20 protein-coding genes are annotated in these 18,634 nt (G+C 31.1%); all 20 read left to right on the top strand.

Annotated elements, in window-relative coordinates; translation table 11 throughout:
* Positions 1-756: 756 nt before the first annotated feature.
* The 20 genes from KA926_RS12410 (at position 757) to KA926_RS12315 (ending at position 18,503) form a co-directional block, all read left to right on the top strand.
* Positions 757-3,348: an ATP-binding protein gene (locus KA926_RS12410; RefSeq protein ID WP_165621505.1), complete on the top strand. Its 2,592-nt coding sequence runs from the start codon at positions 757-759 to the stop codon at positions 3,346-3,348.
* 53 nt (positions 3,349-3,401) lie between these two features.
* A complete protein-coding gene (locus tag KA926_RS12405) occupies positions 3,402-4,262 on the top strand; it encodes a replication-relaxation family protein (RefSeq protein ID WP_015585947.1) in 861 nt (286 codons plus the stop codon).
* 24 nt (positions 4,263-4,286) lie between these two features.
* Positions 4,287-5,462 carry a conjugal transfer protein gene (locus KA926_RS12400; RefSeq protein ID WP_165621504.1) on the top strand — a complete coding sequence of 392 codons (1,176 nt, stop codon included), beginning with the start codon at positions 4,287-4,289 and terminating at the stop codon, positions 5,460-5,462.
* Between the two features lie 14 nt (positions 5,463-5,476).
* Entirely contained in the window at positions 5,477-5,773 is a 297-nt protein-coding gene (locus KA926_RS12395; protein WP_095337297.1) for a hypothetical protein, read from the top strand.
* A 15-nt stretch (positions 5,774-5,788) separates the two neighbouring features.
* The gene (locus tag KA926_RS12390) at positions 5,789-6,247 is read left to right on the top strand and encodes a TcpE family conjugal transfer membrane protein (RefSeq protein ID WP_095337298.1); all 459 of its coding nucleotides are present in this window, start codon (positions 5,789-5,791) and stop codon (positions 6,245-6,247) included.
* Positions 6,248-6,250: 3 nt separating this feature from the next.
* The gene (locus KA926_RS12385; protein ID WP_165621502.1) at positions 6,251-8,836 is read left to right on the top strand and encodes an ATP-binding protein; all 2,586 of its coding nucleotides are present in this window, start codon (positions 6,251-6,253) and stop codon (positions 8,834-8,836) included.
* Positions 8,836-9,432 carry a hypothetical protein gene (locus tag KA926_RS12380; RefSeq protein WP_095337312.1) on the top strand — a complete coding sequence of 199 codons (597 nt, stop codon included), beginning with the start codon at positions 8,836-8,838 and terminating at the stop codon, positions 9,430-9,432. Before KA926_RS12385 ends, KA926_RS12380 begins: the two co-directional genes overlap by 1 nt.
* A 13-nt stretch (positions 9,433-9,445) precedes the next feature.
* Positions 9,446-11,527, top strand: a complete 2,082-nt coding sequence (locus KA926_RS12375; RefSeq protein WP_095337311.1) for a CD3337/EF1877 family mobilome membrane protein — start codon at positions 9,446-9,448, stop codon at positions 11,525-11,527.
* A gap of 11 nt (positions 11,528-11,538) precedes the next feature.
* Positions 11,539-12,069, top strand: coding sequence for a hypothetical protein (locus KA926_RS12370; protein WP_095337310.1), 531 nt, complete (start codon positions 11,539-11,541; stop codon positions 12,067-12,069).
* Positions 12,056-13,138, top strand: a complete 1,083-nt coding sequence (locus KA926_RS12365; protein WP_165621500.1) for a CHAP domain-containing protein — start codon at positions 12,056-12,058, stop codon at positions 13,136-13,138. Before KA926_RS12370 ends, KA926_RS12365 begins: the two co-directional genes overlap by 14 nt.
* Before the next feature lie 17 nt (positions 13,139-13,155).
* Complete coding sequence (locus KA926_RS12360) at positions 13,156-13,761, top strand: hypothetical protein (RefSeq protein ID WP_095337270.1); 606 nt, start codon at positions 13,156-13,158, stop codon at positions 13,759-13,761.
* Between the two features lie 214 nt (positions 13,762-13,975).
* The gene (locus tag KA926_RS12355) at positions 13,976-14,755 is read left to right on the top strand and encodes a ParA family protein (RefSeq protein WP_095337271.1); all 780 of its coding nucleotides are present in this window, start codon (positions 13,976-13,978) and stop codon (positions 14,753-14,755) included.
* Between the two features lies 1 nt (position 14,756).
* The gene (locus tag KA926_RS12350; RefSeq protein WP_015585958.1) at positions 14,757-14,978 is read left to right on the top strand and encodes a hypothetical protein; all 222 of its coding nucleotides are present in this window, start codon (positions 14,757-14,759) and stop codon (positions 14,976-14,978) included.
* A gap of 32 nt (positions 14,979-15,010) precedes the next feature.
* Positions 15,011-15,388, top strand: a complete 378-nt coding sequence (locus tag KA926_RS12345; protein ID WP_001632644.1) for a hypothetical protein — start codon at positions 15,011-15,013, stop codon at positions 15,386-15,388.
* Positions 15,389-15,553: 165 nt separating this feature from the next.
* A complete protein-coding gene (locus KA926_RS12340) occupies positions 15,554-15,751 on the top strand; it encodes a hypothetical protein (RefSeq protein ID WP_095337272.1) in 198 nt (65 codons plus the stop codon).
* Between the two features lie 44 nt (positions 15,752-15,795).
* On the top strand, positions 15,796-15,954 hold the full coding sequence (locus KA926_RS12335; RefSeq protein ID WP_165621498.1) for a hypothetical protein: 159 nt from the start codon (positions 15,796-15,798) through the stop codon (positions 15,952-15,954).
* The gene (locus KA926_RS12330) at positions 15,951-16,145 is read left to right on the top strand and encodes a hypothetical protein (RefSeq protein WP_015585962.1); all 195 of its coding nucleotides are present in this window, start codon (positions 15,951-15,953) and stop codon (positions 16,143-16,145) included. The genes KA926_RS12335 and KA926_RS12330 overlap by 4 nt, the downstream gene beginning before the upstream one ends.
* A 139-nt stretch (positions 16,146-16,284) precedes the next feature.
* Positions 16,285-16,632, top strand: coding sequence for a hypothetical protein (locus KA926_RS12325; protein ID WP_095337273.1), 348 nt, complete (start codon positions 16,285-16,287; stop codon positions 16,630-16,632).
* Between the two features lie 12 nt (positions 16,633-16,644).
* Positions 16,645-17,505 carry a DNA/RNA non-specific endonuclease gene (locus tag KA926_RS12320; RefSeq protein WP_165621496.1) on the top strand — a complete coding sequence of 287 codons (861 nt, stop codon included), beginning with the start codon at positions 16,645-16,647 and terminating at the stop codon, positions 17,503-17,505.
* A gap of 17 nt (positions 17,506-17,522) precedes the next feature.
* Entirely contained in the window at positions 17,523-18,503 is a 981-nt protein-coding gene (locus KA926_RS12315; RefSeq protein WP_095337291.1) for a DUF1002 domain-containing protein, read from the top strand.
* Positions 18,504-18,634 lie beyond the last annotated feature (131 nt).

Genomic DNA, 18,634 nt, shown 5'->3' with positions numbered 1-18,634 from the left:
AATAATATATATATGTGAGTAGTTAAGTAGTTATGTAGAATAATAGAAAAAGACATTAGTATTATATTCTACTAAATAATATATATAAGTGAGTATTTAAGTAGTTATGTAGATTAATAGAAAAACGCCTACTAATTAAAATTAGCAGGCGCCAAAAAAATTAAAAATTACCTAAAATACTTTTAACAAAATGGAGATCTCTCCCCAATAACAATTATATATTATGGGTGTATATTTCATTTAATTATGGTGTGAACAGATAATAGATTATATTATGTTTCATAGTTAATATTATTAGATTATACCTTAATTTAATTCATAACATAAACCATACCATAATGAATTATATAACCCATACCATAACATACATATTAAATGTTGTTTTTACGGTCGTTTTAAGGTAAAATGTAATTAAGGATATAAAACCACCGTATTTTTCGTGACTATCTCCTGTTAGATTAAATAAGATTACATTATTCATAGAATAATATTATCATCTTAGTTAATCGTAACTGGAGAAGACTTTGTTTTTTATTTGTTAAATGCGGGGGCGACATATCCACTGTACCTTGACAACCAAATACAAACGGGAGGTATCCACATATGACGTCTAAACTTCTTAGACAACTCTCCTTATTCATATCCTATATCCTTATCCTCTCACTACTCATATATTTCACAGCGCGAGCGTCATTGATCGCTGGTGCAATGCTTGCAATTGTATTCATAATATTTTCTATAATATTAAGATTTATTATGAAAATAATTAAAATACAGAAAAATATGAAATATTATAGAATATTAACTTATGAAGGAGATTTCCCTAAATCTGATAAAATTTTTAAATTATTAAAAAATATTCATTCAACAAGAAGAAATATTTTTGAAAGATTTTTTTATGGGGATCCGTGGTTTACTTTTTTAATCTATAGAGAAAATAGACGAGGAAAAAGTAAGGATAGTAAATTAGGTTTTTATTTAGCAGGGGATAAAGAGTTAATGGTTTCAGTTAGAAAACATTTTAGTAATGTTTATCCAAACATAGAATTTCATGAAGCAGATGAAAGCCATTTAGATTTTCCTACTAAAAGATCATATTTTGGTTATGCTAAGTTAAAACATAATTCTTTAAAACAGGGTTATCCTATAGAAAACTTTCAACATGACAATTTAACTAAGATAGTTAGCATTATGGAACCTGATACATGGTTACAATTTAGGTTTAGAAGAAATTACGGTTTTAAGTTAAGAAAAGCTATAAAAAAGACTGATGAAGATATTAGAGAGCAAAAATTTAAGGATCGGGATAATTACGAAAAGGAGATTTGGAAAGAAACCAACAAACGTTTTACGTATAGTGATGTTGCTTTTGATACAACGATAAGTATGGCGACTAACTCACATGACGGTCAGTATTTATTAAAAGATATGTATACAATTCTTAATGAATGTAAGTCTGTAAATGAACTTGTATATAGGCCTTCAATGTTTAAGGTAGTGGATTGGTACAATTTATGGAAACGTGGTAAAAGTGTTTTAACTTCAAGGGAATTAGCTAATTTTGTGCATATGCCAGTTATTAATCGAGATAATAGCTTGATTGATAAAATTAAGCCATATACACCGTATATTGAATTAGGTAATACGCCTTTAAGTGAAGACACTTTAGCAACGGGTCTTAAATTGGGAACTTTAGACCACCCTATAATTAAAGATAGGGAAGTATTTATTTTACCTGAAATATTAAGAAAACAATTTTGTGTTACAGGCGCAACGGGTTCAGGTAAGACGAACCTTTTAAATTGTATTTTGAATAACTTCAATAAAAGTTTTGTTGAAAGTTTAGAAGCGACGCCAGGTTATTCATTAGTAGACCCTTCAGGAAGCGCAATAAAGTTATTACTTAATAGATTGCGTGTTTTTGAAACTTTTGAAGGTAACGAGGTAGATTGGGATAAAGTACATTTCATCAAAGTTAAAGATAGTGAATACCCGTTAGCATGTAATTTGTTGGCTAAATTACATGGCGAAAATTCTGAAGAAATGATAGATAATGTTTTCAGAATTATCAGCGAAAACTTTGATACAGCAACCCAAGCTGAAAGACTATTGCGATACACAATTAAAGCGTTAATTCATGATCCAAAAGAAACTCATACGATTATGTCCGTTATAAGAATGTTATACAAAAATGATGATATTTTTAGAAAACGTATCATTGACCGTATTAGACCATATACAGAAATGTATGAAGTGGTTAATTTCTTTGATAATGAAGCTTCTGATTTAATTGAAAGTCCGTCAGGTCAAGCTGTTTTGAATAGATTAGATGTATTTAAATCGAACAGTACATTAAGAAATCTGTTTTGTCAGAAAGAGTTTAATCTACCAATACGCAAGTGGATGGACGAAGGGCATATAGTATTTTATGACCTTGTAGGAATGAGTGAACAGGAAATTAAAATATTTTGTTCATACATTGCTTATATGTATTATCGTGTTGCAGATCAAAGACCCGCCGACACTTCTTTACTTCATTTAACGGTTGTTGATGAAGCGCATAAAGTACAAGCTTCTATCTTCCCTAAAATCATCAGTGAACAAAGAAAATTCGGCCATTCATTAGGAATTGCTACACAAAATTTAGATGATTTAAATTCAGAATTAAGATCAGCATTAGTTAATAATCAATCTAATTTCTTTGTTTGTAGACAGGGGGAAAGTGGTTCAGCATTAGCAACTAAAATCTTCAAAAGTAGCGACAAAAAAGAACAACATTACACTGAAAGTTATTTTAAACAGTTGCCTGACAATGTTTGTGCATTGAGAACACAAGATGTTATTGAAGGCGAAACAGTTAATGTTAAAACGCAAGTTAAAGTGAAACCTATCGACCGTGTTATGGAAGATGGGAAAGTTGCTGATTATAAAGATCAGTATGAACCTAAAATAGCAGACGAATGGACTATGAAAAAGGCTGTAGAGTTAAGCGCTAACAACGGTATGTATTATAAAGAAATACCTAAAATGGTAAGAGCATTTTTTGAAGATGAAGAATACACTTATCAAGGTAAGCAACAAGAAGAATTTAAAGCTGATGTTATTAAACGTAAACCGATTGTTCCAGAAGAGATTAAACGTAAGCCAAAAGAACAAAAACAAGAAATTAAACCTAAAACAAAAAAAGTTAAATTAAATAAATCTAAAGTCGTCTTGAAAACATCAAAAGACGAAGTCAATCAAGAGGAACGAACTAAACCGAATGAAGACAGTCAAGTTTCACAGGAAACAGAGCAATCAAAAAATGTAGGTTCCTTTTTAAGTGGCTTCACAGATAAGGGGGACTGATTAAAATTAACAAAATGGAACGTTCTCTCCTCAAAAAATTGGAGGAGAAAGTCATGTCATATACAACATTAAATGAAAAAGACTTCAAATTATTTAGCTTCTTAGAAGCTCATATATATTTGACTATCGAGCAAATACGCACCGCAATATATTTAAATGATGATGGTTCAATGAAATCAGAAAAATCGGTTTGGAATAGATTAACCAAATTAGAAGAAGACGGCTATATTACTAAATTTAAAGCGCAAGCAACATTACAAGCTAAGCGCCCAAACTCAATATATTGTTTAACTAAAACAGGTAGTATGTTTTTAGAAAGTATGCAAGGTTATACGCATTTCAAATCAGTATATGAGAAAAAGCTTCCAATGTGGTATATGCACCAGTTAGCCGTTAATGATGTTGTATTATCATATGAACGACATAAAATACCCGCCGTTGACTTACTAGAATATGCAAACGAGCAAAGAACTACTTTTCAATATAATGACGGCCGTGAAGATGTTATTCGTCCTGATGGTGCAATTTTATTAGAAAGACAAGATGGTTACGTTATAGGCATTATGTTAGAAGTTGAAAGGTCTAAAAAAGCTAGAAAATTTACTTACGATAAATTAGTGAGATATAAAGACTTTTTTAATCAGTCAAATAACACTATGAAAAGATTTCATATTCATGCAGGTTTTGAAGAATTTGTAGATGAATGGCGTTTGTTATTTGTGAGTAATGAAGATGAAAATTATCGTAAATTGAAACGTGATTTTAAAACGGTAGATTTTGAAGACGCATTCAAAGGTCAGAACAGTTTTGATGTGATGATTGCAAAGCTTGATGACATAATGACTAACCCTTACGGTGCAATATATAATTATTTCAAACCAGGTGTAGACTTTGATGAATTTAGAACACTTTAACATCATTTAGAAAGGAGTTAGCTTATGAGAAAGTGGGGCAAGCAGTCCGATAAAAAGGTTAAAAAACAAAAATCAAAGCCCGCACAAAATGAAGAAACGACAGAAGATTATAGAAAAAAGAAGAAGTCAGCAGATCGTTTGTTTAAGCGTAATAAGTTAAAAAAGGCGTTAAAAAATAGAGGTAAGGACGACAAAATTTTAAGTAAAGCTAAATTGAAACGTCCTAAAGGTTATAACGTTGTTAAAACGGTCATAATCATAGCTTTGTTTTTAGTAGTTGTTAGTTGGATAAATGCAGGTAATGCTAATAGAAAAGCAAGTGACGCACAAGAGCAATATCAAAAATTAGCTTCACAAATTGATACTACTAATAAAGGCAATCCATCAACACAAGTAGGCGCCCAGGAATACGCGAAAGATTTCATACAAAAATATTATAGTTATGATAAAGGGCAAGATCGTGATAAATGGTTAGAAAGTTTAAGTGATTACGTAGACAGTTCAACATTAGATGATAATAGCTTTAATCCTGAAAATATAGATGGCAGTATTTCAGTTAAAGACGTTAAAATTAATGATGTTGAAAGTGCAGATAAGAACCAAGCCAAAATATATTTTACTGTTACATTAGATAAAAAGACGGTTAAAGAAAAAACTGTTAAGCAGAAAGTTAAAGGTAAAAAAGGCAAGAAGGATAAAGAAGAAACAAAAACAGTACAAGACGATAAACATGAAGATGTTAAATTCAACAGATACATTAAAGTATATGGCGACGATAAAGGTTATAAGTTAGTCACTTTACCTTTACCATATGAACAAAAATCAAATGCTGATGTTCAAATGACGCTAGATACTGATAATGGTAGAGATGTCACAACAAATTATCCTGATGTTAAAGATTACATTACAAGCTTTATGAAAGTTTATGCTTCAGATGATAGAGATACAGCACAAACATATTTCTATAATAAATCTGATACACAATTATTGAATAACAATGTTGAAATTAAAAACGTTGAAGAAGTGAAAGTGTATCAAGAAAATAAACAAGATGAACTTAAAGCGATTATAACGGTTCAAATGGAAGAAAAAGATAGTGGCTTAACAAGTCGAAACAAATTTGAAATTAAGCTTAAAAAGCTTGATGACAATAAGTATAATGTAATTAAAGTAAGTGAACCTCAATATATTAAAAAATAATAGGAGTGTTTAAAATGTTAGATTTAATGACGTCAATTGCATCAATAGACTTTAGTTCTTTCGTATTAGGCGAAGCAGGTGGAGATTTAGTTAATAATGCACGTGAAGGGGAAAGGAACTTCACATTAGTTTTAAATATTGTTTATTGGGCAGTCGCTGCAATTATCATTGTAGTTTTAGCATTATCTAAGAAATTCAGAATGGCATTAGGTGCATTGATTATCTTAGGTGTTCTCGGTGCGTTAGTTGTTAGAGATCCGCAAAATTTACAAAACTTAGGCGAAAGTATAGCGCAATTCTTTGGCTTCTAATAAGGAGTGCATAGTATGAGTAACATGAAAAAAATCATTGGTTACTGTTCATCACAATTAGATGAAATACCAAACTTAATACGTGGTTTAGGCGGTGGAGAGCAAGGCTTTTCACTGCCTTTTTCTTTGACAGTTAGTCAAATAATCGTTATTTTCACGATTATTTTACCTGGTTTATTTTTCTTACCTATAACAAATGGATTATTAGATTTTTTACCGAAATATGGTAGATACACTATTGTCTTTTTCATTCATATAGGTTTCCCCGCTGTATTTGGTTTTTTCATAGGTCAAAAAAGTATCGAAAATATGAATGTTGTGAAATATGCAAAAGTATATATGGCTACAAAATTTAATGAAACGTCTGATTATGTAGGGCGTGAAGAATTAGATAATAGAAAATCATATAAGTTGAGAAAGAAAGTTGTAGCGCGTACGTTTTCAGACTTTCGCATAAATAAGGAGGACAAATAACCTATGCCTAAAAGACTAGATTTTGATATAGAAGCAGTTGTAGAAAATATCATCTTTACAAAAGATGGACGTATGCAAGCATGGTTTGAGTTTGAAGGGTTTCACAGTAACTTTGATACAGAGAACGAATTATTAATTAAATTTAGACAGTTGAAACGTGTATTTAAAGAGGTAAAAAAAGAAGTTCATTGTTTAATTATCCCAGAACGTCAAGACTTAGATGAAATTAAAAATCAATATATTTCATACAGTAGAGGGCGTTTGATACCAGTATTAGAACAACATGAAGACGCTATTTTTGACCATTTAAAAAATTCAAATGAATTAGGTTCATCAGAAAACAAAGTTCGTTATTATATGGGCTTTGAATTAGGAAAGAGTACAATGGTCAACTTTACTAATGAAGATGTTACGTGGGGCGAGATATACACAGAAACAAAAGAAAAGTTAATTAACCTTATTACTAAAGCTATTACTGGTAAAGACGTATTATTAACAACTAATAAAGTTAAAACAGCATATAATAAAATGGATCATTTAAGTAATACGCTAAATAACTTACCGTTTACATTTAGAGAAATTGAACCCATAGAAATGGCAAAGCTTATAACATGGCCTAATAATTTAAATGTAAGAGAGCCGTTTTTAAATGATAATTGGTTTGAACGTTTAACACCCGTTTACAATGGCGATAGATTAATCGCTAAAATTAGAGATCGTGGCCATGTAGAAGATTTATCAACAGTATCATATTCAAACCCTAGCAGTAGAAAACATCTTGTATTACACCAAAATGACGCGTTAGGCAAAGAAAGAGATACTTATATTTCATTTTTACAACTAGCAAAAGTACCAGTTGAAACTCACTTCCCTGATACACGTTGGCTTGAAATACTTAGAAACTTACAATTTGGCGTAGGTGTTTCATTAAAATTAACTTATCAAAGTTCAGATAGAAGATTAATGAAACTTAGATCTAAAAAAGCTAACTTAGAAGACCAAGTAGAACATTTGGCAGATTACGGAGATAGTGCAAGTTCAAACGTTTATGACGGCATAGACATAGCTGATGATTTAATCGCAAATATTGAAAAAAATAGAGAAGCCAGTTTCTTAATGTCAGCTATATTCGTAGTTACAGCCGAAACTCAAAAGGCATTAAATCGTAAATTAGATGAACTTAAAGAAACAATGTCAAATCATCAGTACATTGTTCAGAATACAAGAGGTTTACAATTAAGAAGTTTGCTTGAATGTATGCCAGGAAGTAGAAGATATGTAAAAGAGTTTGTGAAAGATTGCGATATAAACATGATGACAAGTTCATTTTTTGGAAACCGTCACGAGTTAGGCGATCCTTACGGTTTTTACGTAGGTCAAATTGCTACAAATTACGGTACGCCAGTATTTCATATGCCAGGTTTTGCGTCTACAGGACAAGCTAAAAACCAATCATTGGCCATTTGTCATACAGGAAAAACAGGCGGTGGAAAATCATTCGGTGCAAACCTTTTATTCTATGAATATGCAATATGGGGCGCAAAAGTTTTAATAGTAGACCCTAAACAAGAGCGAATGAATAAGTGTGAATGGCATAAGAAATTAGATGAATTAGGTACACAATTAAACTTCATTACTTTGTCAGCTAAACCTAAAGACGCAGGTAAACTTGATCCGTTCTATATCTTTACAGACGTATCAGACGCTGTAGGTGTATCAGAACAGATACTTCATAATTTACTATCAATTTCTATTAGAAATGAAGCAACTATAGATCAAGCAACAATGATTAACAGGGCATTAGAATATGTAGCGAATAGAGATGAACCTAAAATTAATCAGGTTACAGAAGAACTTACATCTATGAGTATAGGCGAGAAAAAAGATATTACATTAACTGAAGATGAAAAAGAACTTTGTAAGCGTCTTGTAAATAGAATTAATGTATATACTACACACTCATTAAGTACGCTAATATTTGGAGAAAGAATTGATGATACAGAAGTTTTAGATATTAATAGTCAATTAAACGTGTTGCAAGTAGAAAATTTAGAACTTGCAGACGCTGATATAGACCCTAAAGACTATTCAAAAGCAAATATTGTAAGTGATAGTATTTTATATGCTTTAACAGCTTATCAAAGACAGTTTATTAACATGTTCCCTAATGATCTAACAGTTATCGGACTTGATGAAGCCTGGAAATACTTCAAAAACTCACAAGGCCGTTCAGCCTTTCAAAGTTTATTCCGTGAAGGCCGTTCTAAAGGGGCTTCAATTCATATCATGACACAAAGACTTAGTGATATACCTGAAGACATGCAGTCACAAATCGGACAGCTATTTGCATATTTAGAAAGTAATACAGATGAAATTAATAAGCTTCAGCAATTCTTTAGATTTGATGATAGTACAGACTTACAAGCGATTATGCCTGAACTTGAAACAGGCGTATGTGTTTATAAAGACTTGAATGATCGCGTCGGTATTCTTGATGTAAGAGTATTACAAGAGCATTTAGTAGACGCGTTTGATACAAGTAATCAACTTGAAAAACGAGAAGACACAAAACAAGAGGTGCAAGTATAATGAAAAAATTAACATACTTATTACTAATAGCAATTATTGTTTTATCGGCTTGTAGTAGTAAAGATAGTTCAAAGCCTAAAAAAGATGACTATACTGAAGAAGCTATTAAATTTACTAAATATATGGCTAATGGCCAGTATTCCAAAATTCAAGATATGTACGGTATTTCAAAAGATGAAAATGATGTATCTGATGACAAAGAAGAAATGAAGCAATACTATGAAGAACTTTATAGCATGATTGATGAAGAAGATTTAGAAAATGCTAAAGATAAAGAACTAAAATATGCAATATATGAAACACCTTACAAAGAAAAGCAAAAAGTATTTACAATTATATTCAAACCTAATGTAGAAAACCCTTTAATAGATCCAGGGGAACCATTATTAGATGGTAAATATCAAAAGTTCAACTTGCTTGTCATGGGAAGTGGCCAGTTTAAAAGAGTGAATGGAGATAATGAAGGTAAGGCAATAATGGATATAAACGAAAGAAAGCATGGATTATCTGAAAAGTTAATGAGTAAAATTTCTGAAGATAGTAAATTGATAGAAAATAAAGGTATTCCTAAGAAAGACTTAGAAAAATTAGAGTAGGGAGGAACTATAAATGAAGGATAAAACAAAAGGCTTTTTGTGGTTCCTTGCTAGTCTAATGGTATTAAGTGTTTGCTTAGTAGGAGTTAATGAAGCCTTTTCGAAAGAAAAAGATCCAATTTCAGGCATGTTTCCAAGTAACCAAGATGATGATTTGCCTGAAGTTAAATCAAATATTGTCGGTTACAAAGAACATGATTTAGACAACTATTCAATGGATTATGTATTAGAAGAAAAAGACGATAAACCCTGGTATGACGTTATCGGACTAAGTGAAAAAGCTTACAACTTCACTGAAAATTCAAAGTACGAAATATTAAATGGTATATGGTCAACATATAAAATATTTGCTTCAGTATTTATATTCCTGGTAAGTGAAGCTTTTGAATTTACTATATTAGGATCTATAGTTAGCGAGTTAGCAGATGTAATTTCAGCTATAGGCGGATCATCAGGATTAGGCAAATTTATAACATGGGCTTTTATTGGTGTAGTTATATGGTTGATTGCAACGATTAGTAAGGGAGAATTAAGAAAAGGAACAACTGGTGTATTTTTAGCAATTGTATTTACAGCCCTTTTCAGTATTTACGTTTCAAATGCGAAGCCAATCATACAAGGTACTTCAGGTTTTAGCCAATATGTGAGTAACACTATATTGAATACAAGTACAAGTGTGACTGGAGAAAATCAATCAAATCAAGCTGAAGCTTCCGAAAATGATGTATCAAATAAAGAAGGTTTGGCCACAATGAAAAATACATTACATGAAATATTAATTGTGAAACCGTGGCTACAATTGCAATTTGGTACAACTAATGTAAATGAAATTGGCGGAGGTAAAGCAGGAGAAGACAACAAAGTTGAAGATGGTAAAGCTTTGATTAATAAAATACTAAATCATAAGCCTAAAAGTGATGATAGAAATAATTTAGTAAAAAAACATAAAAAGAATATGTCTGTAAGTAATAATTACACAACAAGTCGTATAGTTGTTGCAGTATTTGTTTTTATACCATCATTCATTATTGGTATAAGCGCGATATTATTCGCGGTTGCTAAACAATTTTATGAATTGGGCTTTGTAGTAGGCGCGGTTGTTATGGTTGGTGTTTTAATCATTGCAATTATACCGTCATTTGTTGGCTATTTAAAAGGTACAGCCAAGCGTACAGGTGGCCACTTACTAATGTCTATCGTGTATGTATTCTTACTGGTGCTTATGTTTACATTAATTAATGTAACTTATCAAATTTCAGAAGAAAAAAATTGGAATTACATTGTAACAGCCATATCATTAAGTTTAATTTGTTTAGGCATGTTGTTTATGCAAGGTAAATTGATAAAAAATGATTATCAAAAAGTAATGAGTTCTATTAAACAACAAAACATCAGTGAACAACGAGCGCGCGCCCGTAAAAAGCGCGAAGAAAATAAACAAAATAACGGTCAAGGTAATCAACCAGTATATGGTGGTAATGATACGAACGTTAGGAAAAAACCAACTGAACATATATCTAAGAAGAAAGCTAACGACCATAACACTACTTCAAATGGTGTGAATAAAAAAGATGGTGGCACTATAAGCAAGAAACCTAAAGCCAGCGAGCAAGAACAGAGTAAGAAACCTAATAGCAATATTAAGAAAAAAGAAAATCAAAAAATCAAGAAAAAACCTAAACATAAACAAAACCGCAATGATAGTCCAGGCAATCAAGATCCAAATAATAATTACAATACTAAACCTAAATCACGAAGTGGAAATGATACCGTTGATGAAGGTTCAGGAAGTAAACCATCAGTTAATAGAAAAGATGGCGGAACAATTAAGAAAAAACCGCAGGCAGTACCAGATAAAAAAACAGAAGGTTCAAACACTAAACAATCTAGGAACGATAGCAGTTCTAAAGATAGATTAAACAAAAATGAAGGTGGCAACGATAGTTCAAGAGTTAATGAACAAATACAGACAAATAAACCACAAAATAAACCAGTCATCAGAAAAAAACCAAAACCAGTACAAGACACCCAAGAAAAATCAGCAAGTCGTGAAACAGAAAATAGAATAGACGCTATAAAGAGAAATAAAAAGTGAGGTGTTAAATAATGAAAGATATTATACAAGATATACTTAACTATTTAGCGCCTTACAAAAAGCGTATATTGTTTGTTGCGATTTGTGTATTGGCGTTTGGCATTGTGCTGTTATTGCCACCTTCTCCGCTTAGAGCGGTATTATCTTTACTCATAGTATTTGTGTTTGTTGTAGAAGGTTATAAGTGGATAGGACAACCTGAATTATGGGGCAGTAAAATAGGTAAAACCATGCTAGGGAAGTTATCAAAAAATGAAGCTGAAGACCTAGAAGAAAACATAGAAGAAGTAACTATTATTAAATTGTTTACTGATGAAGAAGAAACGGACATCTTAGATGAAATAGAAGCTGATCCTGAATTATTAGATGAATTAGATACTATACAATATACGGCAACAATAGATTTTAATGAAGATATAGAAAGCCAAATTATCCCTGAAGGTACAACGAATTATAGATATGAATATCACATAATTTATGATGGCGCAGAATTTTATCATGTTGCTTCTTATGAAATGAGTGACGTAGATGAAGAAAATTAATCAAAAAAATGACGGTGGTAATTTAAAAAAGCTTACTAACCTAGCATTAGAATTAAAGAAGAAAAAAATAAAGTTATATATATATGGTGCATTGGCTTTACTAGGCATAATATTTATTGCTGTATCTTTAATGTCTATGATGTTGCTAGCGCCATTTGATGATGAATTAGACGAAACTCAAACGGGTGGCAGTAGTGACGGTTGCGCTGTAAGTGGTGGTTCTGTAAGTGATAAAGGTATCAAATCTTTTAATGAAAATGCTAAAGGCGGAGGATTAGAAGGTAAAGCTGATTATATAGTTAAAAGTGCTAAAAAACACAAAATAGATCCTAAAATATTTATGGCTATAGTGGCGCATGAAACGGGCTATGGTAAATCAGAAGCAGTTAAAACTCATAATAATGTTGCGGGTATGATGGGATCAGGCGACTTATTTAAGTTTGATAGTATTGAAGAAGGTATAGACGCCGCCGCTAAAAACTTATATGACCTATATTTTAGCAAGGGCTTAAAAACAGTTGATAAAATTCAACCGAAATATGCACCTATAGGCGCAAGTAATGACCCTACAGATTTAAATTCAAACTGGAAGCCGACAATTAAAAAAATCATGAAGGGTATAGACGGCAAAGCTAGTAAAAGTGATGATAGTTGTAAAAAAGATAAGGGAGATGTAGGTAAAGAATATAAAGGTAAAATACCTTCATTCTCAAATTCAAATCCAGGGAAAAATAATTTATACACAGCAGGCCAATGTACATGGTATGCGTATGGTATACGTCAAAAAATGGGCAAACCTATATCAACATTTTGGCATGACGCCCACAAATGGAATGAACGAGCTGAAGCTGAAGGTTATAAGGTAGGTAAAACACCTAAAAAAGGCGCGGCCTGGATAGCTGAACAAGGCGCAGGCGGACATTCTAATGTTACGGGTCATGTTGGTATTGTTATAGATGTTAAAGATAAAAATACATTTGTTGTGACTGAAATGAACGCTGAAGGTGGGCCATATAAAATAACTCAACGAGAAGTAAAAATGACTGAAGGCTATAGCTTCATTTATTAAAAATGGGAGGTTAAGGTATGAAGAACATTCCGAAAAGCACCTTGATTATAGGTATAACGGCAATTGTTATAATCGGTATATTAGTCTTTATAGTTCGACATTATGATGACGAACTTAATAAAGCTAACAGCCAAAATAAAGAGAATGAAACCAAAATTGGAAAGTTAGAAGATACAAATAAAGCACAAAGTGATTTGATAGCGCGCCAAGACAAAGAAGTTGTATCAAAAGAAGAAGAACAGATCAGGGATAATGCTAAAGAATTTATTAATAAACTATTTACTATGAAGGAGAAGGAAAGCTTCAGTGGTAAAAAGAAGGAACTTTCTCCAATATTAGACGACAAATACCAAAAAGAATTATTTGATAATTCAAGGGATAAATATAATGCGTTTTTAACAGTTAAAATAAGTAATGTTAAGACATTTATAGAAGAATACAGACCACAAAAAGACAGCTATGATGTATTTGTTACATTTGATGAAAAAGTGATAGATGAAGAAGATACGACTGATAAAAAAACATCAGGAAAAATTCATTTTGTTAGAAAAAATGGTAAATGGTTGATTGATGACTTTGAAAGATTTACTTTAGAAAGCAATACAAAAAATGTTAAAGATTGAATGAAAAGCGCTATATAGCGCTTTTCTTTATATACATTATTCTACTTAACCACTTAGACAAAAAGACATAAGTGGTAAAGTAGAATAATGTAAAAGTAGAAAAAGACATAAGTAGTTAAGTGGAGAAGTAGACAAGTAGAAAAACATCTGTTATTATTATTGTAAACAATCCCACAAAAAAAGGTAATAAGGGATAGAAAAGAGGTTAGATAATATGACGAAAGTAATAACGATTGGCTGTTTTAAAGGTGGGGTAGGAAAGTCCACACTTACAGAAATACTTACGTACTTACTTGCTAAAGAAGGTAATAAAGTTTTAGCTGTAGACACTGACCCACAAAGTAACTTAACAGAAAAAGTTCAAAGGACTTATCAAAAAAAGTTTAAAAAAGAACCTTCATTCATGGAAGGTATTAAAAATTTAAACTTAGAAGATTGTATTGAAAAAGTAACGGACAACCTGGATATATTAAAGGGCGATTGGTCATTAGAAAAGTTTGATAAATACGTAATAAAGAAATTTGATGAAAAAGCAGAATACTTTTTATTAAATTCACTTTTAAAGCCAATAAAAGACGATTATGACTACATAATCATAGATACACGACCTTCAACAGGTATTTTGTCTAATAACGCTGTATGCGCTTCTGATTACGTTCTAATAACATCAAAAACTGAAGAAGATAGTTTTACTTCAGCGAAGAAGTATTACAGCTATTTAGGTAATATTCAACAGAATAAAAAACCAAGTTTAAAATTTTTAGGTTTATTACCGTACTTAGTAAATCAACGTGGATCAACTAACAGAAGTATTATCAATAAGATAAATAAATTGTTTGGCGAAGATGTATTTAAAAATTATATACGTTCAAGTGATCGAGTAGTAACCTGGGGAGAACATGGCATAACAGAACATAAACCCCATGATAAAAAGACAATGCAGATGTATATTGATGTAAAAAATGAAATGTTAGAAAAGTTGGAGAGTGAATAATATGGCAGATTTTAATAATGAAGCAGTAAAAGATGAATATAAAGAAGAACAAGTATTTGATGATATGATAGCGAAAAAGAAGGAAGTAAGACCTACAAAATCGGTTAAAATGTATAATGAAGACTGGTCAATTGCTTATCAAGTTAAAGCGAAAACAGGTGCAAATTTAGTAGACATAGTTTCTGAAGCAATGGAATTATTGAAAGAAAAACATGATCTTTAATTTTATATATTAATTATAAGGGGGGTTTTTTAATGCCATTCGTTATTTTTATATCTATAGTTGCTGTTATGGTTATTCTATTTAAGTTAAATGATAAAAGGGTTGAAAAAATAAATAGAAAACACGATCAGCAAGTTAAAAATATTATTGAAACTTATTACACAGTTGATAAGGTTGAATGTATATATAGAGAAAATGGAAAAACTGAATTGGTATTTCAAGACAACTCATTAAATTTAAATAGTTATCAAGTAAAAATTGTTAATGACTTTGAAGATGAAAAAGTTGAAATTAACGCCCCTTTGTATAATGAACATGATCTAAATGATTTGTTTGAACGCGTATTAGCTGAAACTTATTTTTATATTTCTAAGGCTAGATATGATGGTTTGATACAAGCTACAGCTTAAAGGTCTATCTAAGGCCTTTATTTTTTTAAAAAATATTTACACTTTGACAAATAAATGCTTGTCAAAGTGTAAAATAAGTGATAATATAATAATTGAAAGGAGGACGAAACAAATCAAACGCTATAAATAAAAGATATAGCAACCCACAAAAAAGGAGTGTTACAGATGTTTGTAACTAAAGAAGAATTTAAAAATATTGATGTAGAACAAGTTTTCAAAGAAGGTCATAACTTTATAAAAATAACGAATGGTAGACATGAAATATTTAAAGTTAATTCAGGTTATAAGATCATTGATTATAAAAAAGGAAATGGCCTAACAGCGACAAATAAAATTCCAAAGTATATACAAAACAAACTTTAAAAAAAGCCCCGCTAAGGGGCTTTAATATAAATGAGGTGCTAAATATGAACCATGATAAAGCAATATATATTGAATGGTTATTATTAATGGATCCTTTAGAAAGTAGGGAGAATTTAAGAGATAAGACAATAGAAGAACTTCAAAACAAATTTAATTTGTGTAGACTGAAGCAACTTGATGAAGAAATGGAGGAAGCACAATGATTATTGATGAATTTAAAACTAGAAATAATGTGTATGTATTAAATGTAATTTATGACTTTTGGGCTGATCCTGTTGTACAAGTTATTGAAAATGGTAGGTTTATAGGATATATCAACGAAAGATATTCTATTGATGAAGCGAAAGCTATGATAAAAGAAAAAAGCGATTATAAAAAAGTGATTATTATATGATGTTTGTTTACTCCGACTATGAAGGCATAAAAAAAGCGATACTAGAAAGTATCGCAATAGGACGAAAGTAATCAAACATTCGCCCACAAAAAAAGGTACACTAAGAATAACAAAAAAAAGGTCGGAGGTAAACAAAACAATGAATTTAAAAGATATAGCAAACTTATTAAATGATGAAAAAACTTTGTATACGCAACAAGGCGGGCAAGATATAGCAGTAAATGAAGGTGTGTATATTATGGAGAAAAACAACACTATTTATACTGGTAAGCTTCAAAATAATAATTTAGATGATTTAATTCGTGAAAGTTCTGAACCACAGAAACTAATAGATGTTAATGAAGTAGCTGAAAGACTAGGTGTAACAAGACAAAATGTTACTATGCACGTCAAAAATAAAAACTTTAAATTTGTGCCTAAACCTTTGTTTTATTATGAGAATAAAAGCTACACTAAATATTTTTGGGTTGCTGAACAATTTGAGTAAAGGAGTAAGGCAATGAAGATATTTAAACCACTGATAGCCTTATTATTATCGCTTATTGTATTAAGTGGTTGTGATACGGAAAAGGCAATAAATGAAGTTGATGATTTAATATCAACTATTAGTGATTTTAGCAAATCAGATACACCTGAAATAAAAAATAGTAAAGAAGATATAGACTTAATAGGCGCTGAAACTAATAGCGAAAACTATGCTTTTATCAATGATAACAAGACAGAATTAAGTCAAGAAGATCAGAACTTACTGAATGAAAAGGGTAATGATCGTTTTTGGGCTGATTATCCTGATTTGGATAAGTACGGTAGAGCGGGAAAAGTTACAGCGTTAATTACAAATAAAGCTGTTCAAAGTCATTCTTCAAAAGCACAAGAAAGACCGTCTTTTGATTATGATGTACATGTAGCAGGAGAATATAAAGATGGTATATATAACCCTGAAAAGCAGACGTGGGAAGGCGAGAATTCAAACAACCAAATATTACAATTAGATGGGTATAGGGGTTATATATATAATAAATCTCATTCGCTTGCCTGGTCATTGGGCGGAGATATGGAAACACATAATTTAACATTAGGTACTAGGGCGCAAAATGTTGGATCTAATAAAGACCCTGAAGGTGGGGGCATGGGTTATCCTGAAACGCAAATAAGAAATGCAATGTATGATAATCCTGAAACAAAAGTGTTTTATGAAGTTACGCCCGTTTATAAAGATGATGAACTTGTGCCAAGAGGTTCACACGTTAGAGCCTACTCAATTAATGATGACGGCCAAACAATAAATATCAATGTTTGGATTGCGAATAAACAAGAAGGCGTTCAAATTAAATATAAAGACGGTAGTTATAACTATTAAAAAGGGGTTAAATTAAAATGAAAAAATTAATTGTTAGTACAGCAGTAGCAACACTATTATTAACTGTTCCAGGTATGGCCAAAGCAGAAGAAAATAATGAAGATTGGGATAAACCCATTTTTATAAAAGGGGCTGATCTTGAAGGCCAAGACTTACAACAGACTGAAGATGATTTAGGCGTAAAAGATGACTATGAAACTTACAGCGTAACAACTGATGACGTTAGTAAATATATTCCTAATAGTGGCAATTTAAGTTATATATATTCAAGTGCAACTATTAAGCATAAAAAATGGGGTAACGGTGTAGATGTAGAAATAGACACACCTGATAACATCACAAAGGTTACAAGTGAACAATATCAAAATGCGTCAATCACAGCAGGTATTAAAGACGCTGAAATTCATATAGCTTCAGTTGAAAAAGTTACTGGAGAAGGTGCTTTAGCAGGTATTTATAAAGCTTATGAAGAAAAAGGAAATGAATTAAATTCTGAAGATATACAAAACTCAAATAAAGAAATGCAAGATTTAACTTCAATATCTGAAGAAAACCAAGATAAAGACGGATATTCAGACGAAGCATTAAACGCGTCTATAGCAGATATTAAACAACAGTTAGCAGATATTAAGAAGAAACAAGATGAACAAATTGCGCCACAACAAGTTGAAGATATAGTTAATAAAGTTCTTGATGAACGAGGATTGTCGGGAACATTAACAGATAATCAAAAACAAATGATAACTGATAACATGACCAACGTAGCAAATTCTAACGCTTTAACTTCAGATCCTAAAGCATTTGCTAAAAATGCAAAAGACGCTTTGAAAGGTATTGAAAAAAATTCAGGCGACTTATTAGATAAAGCTAAAGACAAGGCTAAAGACTTAAATACTGAAGAAAATAGAAACTTTGTACAAAAAATTTGGGATAGTATTTTACAGATTATACAGTCTATCATAGATTTCATTACAAGCTTATTTAATCGTATCTTTTAATCAGTGAATAGGAGGTTTGACGTGTTATTGAATGTAGATAAAAATTCAAAAAACGTATCGTTAATGAAGATTAGGAATAACGAATTATTGTATTTAATGAGTTGTTCGAGGATAAAGTCCGTATAATTGTG

Source organism: Staphylococcus sp. GDY8P94P (assembly GCF_017892255.1).
In the GTDB taxonomy this organism is placed as follows: Bacteria; Bacillota; Bacilli; order Staphylococcales; family Staphylococcaceae; genus Staphylococcus; species Staphylococcus cohnii.
The sequence above is the reverse complement of the archived record's forward strand: the minus strand, read 5'-3'. Positions and strand labels throughout refer to the sequence as shown.